Below are 12,026 nucleotides of genomic sequence, written 5' to 3' on the forward strand. Positions count from 1 at the left end.
CGACTTTAGGGAAAGGTATTGAATGAAGATTTTAGTATGTGATGACAACCACATGGCGCTCTATTTGTTTGAGACTTTGTTGCGCAATCATGGGTATGACGTAATCACAGCCAGCAATGGCGTCGAGGCGCTGGCCTTGGCCCAGCCAGGCGGCCTTGATCTGATCATCTCGGACATCCTCATGCCGCAGATGGACGGCTTCCAGCTTTGCCGGAAAATCAAAAGCAATGAACGGTTGAAAGAGATTCCTTTCATCTTTTGCACCGCCGCCTATACCGACCCTAAAGACGAAGCCTTTGCCCTGAGCCTGGGGGCCATCCGGTATCTCGTCAAACCGATTGAACCTGATGTTTTCATTCACATCCTGCAAGAGGTGTTTAACGACATTGCCCTGCAAGCGCGCGTCGCACCGACACCCCAGGTGACGGAGGAAACGGCCTTCCTCAATGAATACAACCAACGGCTGACTAAGAAGCTCGAAGAAAAAATGTTTGAGCTGGAGGCGCTCAATAACCAGCTCCGGGAATCGGAAGCGAAATATCGTGAACTGATCGAGAATGCGCACGATGCGGTCGTGCTCATCCAGCCCACCCAAACGTTGAGCTTCGTCAATCCGAAATTTTGCGAACTGACCGGCTATACGCAGGAAACCGCGCTTCACCTGCGCTTCGACGCCTTGCTCCATCCTGATGATTTATTGCCTTACATCGCGCAGACCCAGCGCCTGCTTAATCATGAATGCCCCTCTATCGAAAGCGCCTTTCGCCTAGTCAAGAAAACGGGCCAGTTCATAGACGTTGAGGGGCGTTTCAATCTGCTACGGCGGAATGAGACTGTCACCGGCATTCAAGCCATTCTCAGAGACATTACCGAACGCAAACTGGCCGAACAGCAACTTCAGGCTTCGCACGAACAATTGCGCCGCTTGGCCGCGCACCTGCAAACCGTGCGCGAAGAAGAACGGGCTTCGATCTCTTATGAAATTCACGATGAACTCGGCCAATTGCTGACCGCCATCCGGCTGCGGCTCAAAGGACTCGAGCGCCAGCTTCCGCCTGATCCGCAGGTCTTGTCCGAAGAACTCGCGGCGACGCTCGAACTGGTCAACCAAACGTTGCAAATCGCCCGCCGCATTGCCATGAACCTGCGCCCGCCCATCCTGGATGATTTCGGTTTGTGGGCCGCCCTGGAATGGCAGATTGAAGAGTTTCAGAAATACTCCGGCATTCAGTGTCTGTTAGAACCCTTGCCGCTCGCGATTGAGTTGGCGCCGGATTGCGCCATCGGCCTGTTCCGCATTTGCCAGGAATCGCTGACCAATGTGGCGCGCCACGCGCAAGCCAGCCAGGTTTCCATCGACTTCACCCAGCAAGCGCAGCAGCTTGTGATGCGCATCCGCGATAACGGCAAAGGCATCAACCCCGCTGAACTAAAGCAACGGAGATCGCTGGGGCTGGTCGGCATGCGCGAACGCGCGCTGGCGTTTGGCGGCGCATTCGAAATCCAAGGGCAGCAACAGCAGGGCACCACTGTGACCATCACCATTCCCATCGCCAACAACGTCAATCTTGCACCGTAACTCGCGGGATATGGCGAATGCTTCCCGTGCCGCGCGGGCCACGTTTACCACTGCAATAGCTTGCGCAGTCCCGGCAAATGATTGCGGCTGACGCTGACCTGATGGCCGCTGCTGAGCGTGAGTTGCGCCGTCTGGTTGTCGTAAGGATGGATTTCGCGCACGTGATTGAGGTTGACCAGCACCTGACGATGCACGCGCTGAAAGATGTGCGGGTCATGCTGCGGCTCAAGCTCAGCCAACGTCGTGAACTTCGTCCGGAACTCGCCTTCGGCCGTCGTCACGCAGACCAACCCGCGATCCACGCGCAACGAAGTGATCTGCTCCACGCCCAGCACCAGAATGCGTTGCTGCACGCGCACCGGCAGCCGTTGCAGAGATGTCGTCACGCGCGGTGGCAACGTTTGCAGAAAGTTCGTCAATTGCGCCCGCGCCTGTTCCCACGCCGCCAATTGCCCGCGCGCCTTGCCCAGTGCCTCTGCCAGCCGCCGGCTGACCGGTTTGAGCAGGTAATCCAGCGCGCTCACCTCAAACGCATCCACCGCGTATTGATCGTGCGCCGTGGCGAAAATCACCAGCGGCAGTGCGGCAGGTTCCAACAACCGCAACACGCCAAAGCCGTCCACATCCGGCATCTGCACATCCAACAACAACAAATCGGGCCGCAACGCCTCGACGCGCTCGACAGCCTCAGCGCCGGTTTCTGCCTCGCCGATGACCTGTACCTCCGCTGCGCGCCCAGCAGATCACGCATTCGTTGCCGCGCCAGGGGATCATCATCAACAATCAGCACTCGTATCATTTTGCAGCTAATCCAGCAGGTATCTGAGACCAAGGAATAATGGACGGGAGCGGTCGCCACCTTCGAAGCAAAACTCGTAAGACAAAACACATAGCGTCCTGCTAGGAAATGAGTTCAAGAATCTCCTGGCAATAACCTTGGGCGGTTAGCAGCACGGACTCACGCAGCTTATGTTCACGGCTGTGCATCGTCGGTGTGCGAACTTTGGCGAGATGGGTAAAACGTTCACTCCAGTAACTCTTCTCTTTATTACCCAGCGGCTCCTCGAATAACTCCCACGCGCCGCTGATGATGACCCACAAATCCATGGGGTAAAGGTAATCCAACAAGCGTTCAGCAGCACCGTCACCAAAATTCCTACGCTCTTTTTCCCGCTTCTGCTCTGGGGCGCTTTGCGTCAGCATTGTTTCGATGGAAGGGCAGCGTTGTTTCAACGTATCTAGCCACGCAGAGCCATGCTTGCTTACACATATTTCTTCGATGTAGTCCCGCAAGGCTCTTTCGGTTTTTCCGAGCAATTCACTGGTGGAAGGATCAAGTGGAGGCTTCTCTCGCGCGCATTTCTCGAGATAATCTTGAAAATGTTGCGACCAGCCTTCGTATCTGATCGGGTAAATTTCACGATTTTGCCTAACCAAGCCGTAGGCCAATAAACGCTCTAGCACGATATTGGATGGCTCTGACCAACGTGGGCCAACACAAAGTTCAACTAGGTGATTAAACAAATTGTCCTCAACCAGGATCTCACGCATCTGCTCATAGAAACTATAAATCTCATGATTGGCTTGCAGAATGCCTTCACTGACGGAATTGGCGTCCCAGATATGGCAACACATCATCTCTGCTAAGAAAGGATGTCCACCAGTTCTGTCATAAACATAACTGACCGTCTCATTATTGAATAATTCAGCCCGGCCAGCCGCACGCGCAACAATGGCTTTGACTCCGTTCAAGTCAAGTGGCTTTAAGTAGTAGAGGTGGCAAATCCCTGCAAGTGTTGAGACATCGCGAATTTGTTCCTCAATTAATTTTATTCTGCGGCGGGAAATAATTACTCCGGAGGTGCCGGTTTTGGCTTCGTTATAAATCAACTCCCTGAGTCGCTGTATGGAATCGCTAGCTTCTTTCAGATGCCGAATCTTATCAAACTCATCAAGCACGATGGTTATCTGCAAGCCTTGTTGACGTAGTTTTGACAAGCCTCGATAACATCGATGATAGGCGTGATATGAAGAGTCGTTGGGTAAAGCCAGAATGTCTTCGTTAAACCTGTTAGGTAATGGCAACCCTCGTTCACTCAGAAGGTCTACTACTGCGTCAAGAATGACGGTGAACAAATCTGCTGCCCCGGTATTAGTGGACAAACCTGCAAGATCAGGTTCGACAATCAAAATTTCAGGATTTCTTTGACGCAAGCGGCAAAGTATCTCTGCCACTAATGAGCTTTTTCCCACGCGGTTTAATCCGACCAGCGATATATTACTCCCGCCCACGAGATGGGTAAGCATCTCTTCAATTTCATGCTCTCGCCCGACCAGTCTGTCGCCTTGAATAACTCTGCCATATGCTAAAAATGGATTATTCATGGATTCCCCTGTGAGCTTGTGTTAGTAAGTCGGCGCTGAACGTAACCACTCGGCGAACAATCCGACGCGAATTTTCATGCGTCCGGCAATATCGAATTCAATAACATCACGATCAGTCATGTCCTTCAATAAAAAGTCGCGATTATCAAACACTGGTAAATCCGCCAGATTGGCACCCGTGAAGGGCGTAGAGGTGTTGGCAATAGCGGTCAGCAAACCGAGATAAGTCTCTCTATCGGCTTCAGCGACAGATTCGCCTGCTGCCGTAATCAGAGGATCGAATCTTTCAATGGGCAACCGGTCATTGCCTACCGTCAACTCGCGCGCAACGTTATTGATGTCAGCTTCAGTGATGAACGGGGCTTTCTCTTTGTTGAGGTAACGCACCAGCCGGTCACACATGATCTGAAGGTAAAAAGGACTCCCAGCCGTTAGCTCAAGTAGGCGCGGCAGCGCTTTATTTCCCCGATAACGAGTTTTTTCATCCAACAGGATAGGCTGCACGGCCAGCGAGAGTGCATCGTGTTCTGAAAGGTAGGTAATACGCTCGTCATAAGTAACCCCGAACTCATTCGCGTAAGCCTGCTTGAACTTCGTCATCGAATCCTGCCCCACTACCACAGCACTAAAAGTGTTAAGTTGCAGCAAGGCTTTCCAGTTACGCATAAAGCCTGGCGAAACCAGCTTTTCGGTAATGTACTCAAACAGGTAGGTAAATTCATCAATCAATAACACGATGCGTGGCTCGTGCCAGCCGTTCTCTTTAAGCGTGCGTATTGTTTGCATGACCGCTTGACGGAAGGCGCGCACGGGGTCGTCATGCACCTCGCTCATTGAAGGCCAGGTTGCCAGATTAAAGCCAAGTCGGTCAACTACCTTCATTTGGAGTGAATCAAGGCAGGTTTGAATAAAGCTTCTTTCAGCCGCCTCTGTATTGATTGCTCCAACCGTTAACGAAACAGCTAGATTAGGATGAGTAATTCGCTGCTCGACCTGATGCACGACGGATGACTTACCCGAGCGTTTTTGTCCATATAGCACAAAGCATTGGCCGACCGGACCGTGCAAAACGTATTCCTCAATCCGCTTGACCAGATCTGCGCGGCCAAAAAACATTTCGTGCTTTTCGACTACTTTGCCACCCGCATAAATCCCATACGGATTGGCAATCGGGACGAATGAGTCAGCCAGACTAAGGCGAATCGGAATCGGGTAAACCGCGCTCCTTTCGTTCTGACCGGCGCGAGTTCGATAACGAAGTACCGTCAATAGCGTGAAAGTCTGATCTTCGACCTGGGCTCTTGAGGGTTTGATTTTAAGTTCGATTTCCCGGCGCTCCCCGCTGCGCAGCACTTCGGGTGAAACGCCAGCCTCTTCAACGCTTAAGCCGTTTTCTTCTTCCGCGATCACTTCCAGCGCTTCGATTGGCGCGCCACCAGGCTTTGAGAAGATTTCTAGCCTGACTGTCAAACAACCATCCTTGAGTAAAAAGTAATCGTCTTTCAGCAAGTTGGTCACCTCAAAATCCGGCTTCGCATTTGCTTGGAAATCCTTGAAATTCTGTTTGATCTGTTTTTCGAGATGATGGCAAATCGGGAGCAGCGATTCGACCGAGAGTTTGGTAGGGCTGGTCCTGATCTCTTCGGTGATGGTGTCAAGTTCCGTGGTGACTCGCCCAAATTTGGCCTCACGTTCAATGTAATCATTATCCTGCCAATACCTGGCGACATCAGCCATCACCCGGCTCACTGTGGTCAGTCGTAACCTGTCCAATTCAAAGCGGGTGTTTTGCGCGCACCCCGCCAAAGTTTTGGACATGTCCTGCAACACTCCCACGCTCAGCGGCGAACCTGCCAGCGCATCCAAAGCGGATTTTTCCCGTCGGCAACGATCTTCTTCTGCGTACAGCGCTTCGTTTAGATTTGTGTATTGCTTCAGGAAATTAGCAGGCGCGCGCGATTTTGTCAGTTCAGTTGACAGAAATCGCACAGCGTCGTCGGACATTCGCCCATAATAAGGGAAATCACGCTGAAAACGATTCCACCCGGAGGCATCACTGTCAAAACGTTTAAGTACCGTATTGAGATAAACTCTTCCTTCTTTTGAGAGTAATTCTCCGGGGGCAGGTAAGGCTGAAAGATAAGTCGCCAGCAAGTAGGTCAAATCCTGTTCATGGACTCTTGTGCTGGCCAGCGCGATGGCTTCGGCAAAATAGCAGCGCGCCGTATCGCGCGGGAAACTGTCATTCAGCGCCATTTCCCCAAGGTGCGAGAGACTAAGGCGCATATTTTCAACTACTGTGCGTTCACCCGCAGCTTCTGGGGCTTCCTGGCAAATCGCCGCAATCGTTAGACTGATTTCCGCACGTTCTTTCGGGACTCTGCCCCGCAAGGCATCGCGTTGCCGTTCAAGCCGTTGTATATCCTGTTCGTCGTAATAGCCGCGCGCTTTTGAACGATCATCCACGCGCCGGAAATCACAGGTACTAAGAAGATATTTGGTGAAAGCAGAAAAACCGGAGGAAAAACCTATCAACTCATCGAAGTAGCTGTTTTCCGGTGTTTGATTGGGTTGAAGCCCTTGTTCACGGTATTGCTTGATCTTTTCGATAAAAGCAGTTGTCAGGGGATCAGGCGGCGCAGCGCGAAGCAAAGCCAGAGCTTCATCGAATTTACCCAAAGCGAACAAGCAGTAGGCTTGCTGGCGTATATAGTTGCGCTGTGGGACCCCGGTGGTTTCGCGCTTCAGTTTAGAGAAAACCCCGGCAGCCTGTTCATAACGATTGGCTTTTAGCAAAATTGTAGCCTTAAGGTTATCGAGTGAAATGGTGCTGGCAAATGATTTCCGATACTTGTCTAGAATGGCTATCCCTTCATCGAACTCCCTCAGGCGATTGTGGAGTGCCGCAAGATCTTTAACGGCGCTCAGCCAACGCGGTCCTTGTTGACTGATCTCTTCCATAAAGGAGGTTTTGGCGGTTTCGTAATCTCCGTCCTGCTCAACTCTTTTCGCCTTTGCATAGGGTGAAGACCCTTTAGGAAGCTTTGAAAACGGGCTGACCGGCGAAGAAGTTGGTACGACCACTTCACTATAGTCAGTGTAACCGGTCTCCTTTCGCTTGATTTGCTCCACCGCTTCATACCTGCCTTGTGGCGCATTATCGTGAACCGCACGGGTGAATAAAACAGTTTGGCCGACTATTCCTTGGGTAACCTGAGTGCGTAAAACCTGATCCTCTACGCTGCTGAAACGAAAAAAATAGGTTGTGCGGCGGCTATCTTCGCTTAAAAAGCCAAACCATCGGTCAGGGAAAACCGAAGAAATGTGCCCAGATAGTATTTGTTGCTGACTCTTTAAGTCGCGTGTCAACTCAGCTAGATTTAGGGCTGGTTCGTGATGTTTGAGATCCAAACCATCGGCTTCATCAAAAACTGGGGAGCCGGATGCCAGGGAACGCGCCAACTCAAGGTTCCCCTGCAATGCAACCTTGGCGGCTGGCAGAAAGCGCTCACGCAACGAAAACGCAAGCAACGCCAGCGACGTTCGCCGGGCCAGCGGAGTTTGCGCTAGCAGCGTAATCGCAGCCAGTCCAGGTAATTCTTTGTTTGATAAGTTGCTTATACAACGTCCGATATTGAGCAGTATTTCCTGTTGCAGCGCGGGATTGTCTGCGGGCATCCGCTTCACGAAGCGGCAAAGATATTTGGCAGCACTCTCCCAATCTTTTTCCTGAACTGATAGATGTGCCAGCCCCAGCGAGGCGGAATCATCGCCTAATCGAAACGCCTCACTGAAAAGTGTTCGCGCTTTTTCCGTATCGTTGATTTTGATTGAAAGTAACCCGCATAAAAGAAATATTTCAGCACGCCGATGGCTGCCAGTCTGCCTGATTAATCCTGGCAGGAAATCGCGGATGCGATTCAATTCCTTCATTTTGGTGGCATATTCATACTTGTTTTTACACTTGTTCAGTTCGGCGTAAACCTCTCTTTCATCGCCACTCATGGTGTAAAGATCAGGGTTATCTGGCAAAAAGCGCGGTTCAGGCAATGTTATTGCCACCGGGCCGCTGAACTGGTCAAAAATATATTCCGGTATTTCGGATGTTGGTGGTGGTTCCTGCGGCTGCACTGTTCCCGATGGCGTAGGCGGGTTTGGTGCCGGAGGCGATTGAGGCAAGGGAGTTGGCAACTCTTCTGATTGACCGGGGCCCGTTGGCCTTTCATGCGTGGCTAAAAGAACTCCTTGCTCTATTTTCTCAGGCGCATCGGGTATTTCCGCAATCACAGTTATTGGAGAAGTAGCGCCAGCGAGCCGAAAGGTTCGAATGTCCTTTGCCTCAACTGCGATGACATCCTGTTCGGCTCCCAGAATGACGACGCCCCATTCCTGAATTCTCAACAATTGGCCGCTGACGGTTTTCTTTTTTCCCTGATCTTCATACGAAAGATCAATTTTCCCATTCAGCTTTGCGAATTGTTTCAGGATCTCAAACTGGTTCATAGCGGTTCCTTCAATGGTTCTGGCGTTTAATTGGATTAAGAGTGGCCTAGCACCAAGCTGTTCATCAACTGCCGTTTGTAATCCAGTTGTTGAATTGCCGCGCTGATCGCCATGTCAGCTTCAAACTCGGTAAGCCGTTGCAAGGCTGCCAACGCGCGGGCATTGTCGGCGTAATAAGCGATTACCTCAGCAGCTTTACGCCTGACAAAATCGTGTTTATCCGACAGCGCGCGTAGCAAGCCTTCTGCCAACGTAACGAGATCAATCTGGTTGAGCGATTGCGCGGCTTCCCACTGCGCTTCGCCGTCGAGTGCGTGGAGCAGGACGGGTACGGTTTCAGCAACAGGTGAGTGCCCCAGCGCGGTGATAAGCGTTCGGCGCATGGTGACATCCGCACGCGGCAGGGCTGCCAGCAAAGCCGCTTGTGCTGCCATTCCTCCAATACTGCCCAGTGCGGCGGCGGCCCTTCGGCACACGAAGGAGTCATCGTCATGAGCCAAGGCGCGGCACAATTGGGACAGAGCCTGAGCGCCCCCGATTTGACCCAACGCCCTGACCACACTTTGCCGCACGAAAGGGTTTGCATCGGTCAGGGCTTGGCACAAAGCCGGGATAGCCGCTGTAACACGCCTTTGGCCCAGCGTGTTGGCCGCTTGCAGACGCTGGTCGCTCTGCAAATGACGCAAGTCGGCAATCAGATTGGGGACGGTACGCGTGTCAGTTGGTGCGGGTTCAACGCCTTCCGCTTCTTTGTTAATTGTGGGCGCAGGTTCGGCATCCATCACCAGCCGCCGGGAACGCTGCCGACTTGCCGTCCCGGGCAAGTCGGCGTGAGCGAATTCCCCAATGGAGCCGAGCGATTCGAGCAAGAGGCTCAGCCCTTCTCCATTACGCAGCCGTAACGCCGGTGCTAGGGCTGCCGAAAATTGCTGAGCCAGTTGCCCGGTGATTCCCGAAAAACTGCGCAGAATGGCCGGCAGGTATGGCTCGTCCGACGCGTTGTACCCCCCAAGCAAGCGAGACAACCGATCTCTCAACCATGCTGAGTGGTGCGGTGCGGGGCTGGCTCCGTAGGCCAGTCCGCGCGCCTGCAAACGCAACCTGACGAAGTTGAGTGATTCGGGCAGTTGCTCTAACAGGTCGTAAGGCCGGGCAGACGGTCCGGCCAACCCTAGAAACATGGGTAGCACTTCCGATTCAACCAGCACGGGATCGAAATAAACCCGGCAGAAAGATTGCCTCCAACCTACCTCAGTGGAGAGCGCCGCAGCCGCCAGATATTCCTGCAGAGATGGATGGATGAAGGTATAAACACCGTGTCCAGCCTGACACAAAAGCGCGCTGGCTTTGACATCATCAGCCAATTGATGTGGTGTTACGGTTGGCGCCTTGGCGGCGCAATAGCGTTGGGCTGCTGCCAGCAACAGTTCATCGCTGAAGAGATACACGCTGACATCTTCGGCCGCAAACAAGCGCGCAAAGGCGAGTTGTTTCAGAAAGTCGAGTTTCAGATTGCCACCGCGATCCGGCACCTGGAACCGCGCGACTGACTGTTTGGCCTCGTCGAAAGTGCACGCCAGTAAGCGGACGATTTCGTGGTAAAGCGTAAGCCGATCCCATTCAGTAGCTTGTCCGCTGGAACCCGGCACGCGATAAAGCCCTGCGATGAAACCAAGCAACGCAGGAACACGCGCCAATTCGCGCAATTCGGGGTGGCGCGCCAAAACCTCCTGTAACCGTGTCACCTCAGCGGTGTCACGCTGATAATGCCGGAGGAAATTGCTGATCTGTTCCGCCTCGAAGGGGACGATCTCTAGTTGCCAGAGTTCGTCCGAAGACGAAAGCTGTGCGTAGGGTCGGGTGCTGACGAACAGCCGATTGTGCCCATAAACCGATTGCAGAAAGCGTGTGATCGCGGCGCGCAAGTTCGGAAAGAAATCCGTGCCGCTGACTTCATCCAGACCATCCAGAAAGATCACGACGCGCCCATTCCTTAGGTGCGTATGAAACTCCGCGCAAAGCTCCGTTTTTTCCGCTTCGGAAAGTTGCAGCGGGCGCGCGATGGTGTGCTCGAAAAGTAATTCGACCAACTCCTCGCGCGCGGCGGCAAAGTTCCGGGCCGTCACGTTTTTCAGTTCGAGAAAAACAGGGAAGCTGTCTGGGCCTTTGAGCGCCTGGCAAGCCAGGTAACGCAACAACGTTGACTTGCCCGCCCCTGGTCCACCGGTAATCACGGCTTGCCTGTGAATATTGAATAATTCATCCACTTGGAGCAACTGCCGCTGTGGAGGTGGATCGGTTGAATTACTGTGTACATTGGCCCGCACCTGCATGCGAGAAGGTGCAAGGCTGAGGCTGAGCATGGGTTTGACGAAAACCCGTTCCAATCCATATGACTTTCCATCAAAGAACTGCACCCGGTTAAGCTGCCCGTTCAGGTAATTTTTGTAGTTTTCTAAGCGAGACGATGCGGGCTCGGGCGTAAGCGTTGCGGTTTTGGCTGCGTTACTCGGGACCACAAGACCAGGCAGGTAATTGGTCAAATGCTGTCGGACAAGCCGCTCGAATTCGGCTTTCCCTTTGTAGCCCCACCACAAGCCGTCTTTGGGAAACTTTTCCTGAAACTCCAGCACCTTGCCCCATTGATCGGTCTCCGACTTGTTTTTTGGGGTATAGGCCTTTTGGTTGAAATAGACAAAGACTTGCGGGCTACCTTTTTTCTCCCAGGCGGAATAAGCGAGCTTGAATTCATGCTCAGTACCGGAATTTGACCGTTTGGCAGGAGTGCCGAAGCGTTTCCAGAAAATGCCAATCAGGAGGTCGCAATTTTCGATCTCGAGGTACGGATCAATCAGCCCCTGTGGGCCTTCCCGATGAAATCCGGGGTGGGTGTCTGTTTCCCAGCGTGAAAGTTTAAGCTGCAAGCCGCACAGAGCGGCTATCCCGCGATTCAGTTCATCAACCACGTTAGGCAGACAATCGCGTTCGGCTTTAACATCGCCGGGGGAGGCAACAACGATGCGGAGGATGTGCGTGTCTTCCATTGTTTTGGCTTATTGCTAGCAGACGCTTGCGTTTGGCAGTGAGCAATTTTCAAGCGAGATACAATCAATCTACCTGCTCGAGAATCCTTCAAGTAATTTCGCTTCAGCGGATTTTGTTGTGACTGAAATGCTGCTTGATTGATAAATCTTGATCTGGGGCAGGCGAAGTATGCACACGAGACTGAAGTGAGGCAAGCCGTTTTGGTTCTGACATAAGCTAAAAATTGAGAGGCGACACAACCAACGGAAGCGTAAACGCCACCGGCGTGCCCTGCCCCAGACTGCTGTCAATCCGCAGCCGCGCCGTCTGGCCATACAGCCCAATCAGCCGTTCATTCACATTCGCTAGACCAACGCCGCTCGTCAAGACTTCCGGCAAATGGGCTGGCGCAATGCCAACGCCGGTATCCGCCACGATCACTTTCAAACCATCCGGACGCAACGCCGCCGACAGCGTTATCACGCCGCCGTGCGTAGTGCGTTCGAGGCCATGTTTAACGGCGTTTTCGATCAGC

6 protein-coding genes are annotated in these 12,026 nt (G+C 52.8%); 1 reads left to right on the top strand and 5 read right to left on the bottom strand.

What is annotated here, in order from left to right; genetic code table 11:
• Window positions 1–22: 22 nt before the first annotated feature.
• Window positions 23–1,579: a response regulator gene (locus tag HY011_30305; GenBank protein ID MBI3427242.1), complete on the top strand. Its 1,557-nt coding sequence runs from the start codon at window positions 23–25 to the stop codon at window positions 1,577–1,579.
• A 44-nt stretch (window positions 1,580–1,623) separates the two neighbouring features.
• Here HY011_30305 and HY011_30310 read toward each other — a convergent pair whose 3' ends face one another.
• The 5 genes from HY011_30310 to HY011_30330 form a co-directional block, all read right to left on the bottom strand.
• Window positions 1,624–2,232 (bottom strand): LytTR family transcriptional regulator DNA-binding domain-containing protein, encoded by a 609-nt coding sequence (locus HY011_30310; GenBank protein MBI3427243.1) that lies wholly within the window; start codon window positions 2,230–2,232, stop codon window positions 1,624–1,626.
• 247 nt (window positions 2,233–2,479) lie between these two features.
• Window positions 2,480–3,964, bottom strand: coding sequence for an AAA family ATPase (locus tag HY011_30315; protein ID MBI3427244.1), 1,485 nt, complete (start codon window positions 3,962–3,964; stop codon window positions 2,480–2,482).
• Window positions 3,965–3,985: 21 nt separating this feature from the next.
• The gene (locus HY011_30320; protein MBI3427245.1) at window positions 3,986–8,467 is read right to left on the bottom strand and encodes a hypothetical protein; all 4,482 of its coding nucleotides are present in this window, start codon (window positions 8,465–8,467) and stop codon (window positions 3,986–3,988) included.
• A 35-nt stretch (window positions 8,468–8,502) separates the two neighbouring features.
• A complete protein-coding gene (locus HY011_30325; protein MBI3427246.1) occupies window positions 8,503–11,511 on the bottom strand; it encodes a HEAT repeat domain-containing protein in 3,009 nt (1,002 codons plus the stop codon).
• Window positions 11,512–11,728: 217 nt separating this feature from the next.
• Window positions 11,729–12,025, bottom strand: coding sequence for a hypothetical protein (locus HY011_30330; GenBank protein ID MBI3427247.1), 297 nt, complete (start codon window positions 12,023–12,025; stop codon window positions 11,729–11,731).
• Window position 12,026 lies beyond the last annotated feature (1 nt).

The organism is Acidobacteriota bacterium (genome assembly GCA_016196035.1).
GTDB lineage: Bacteria > Acidobacteriota > Blastocatellia > RBC074 > RBC074 > JACPYM01.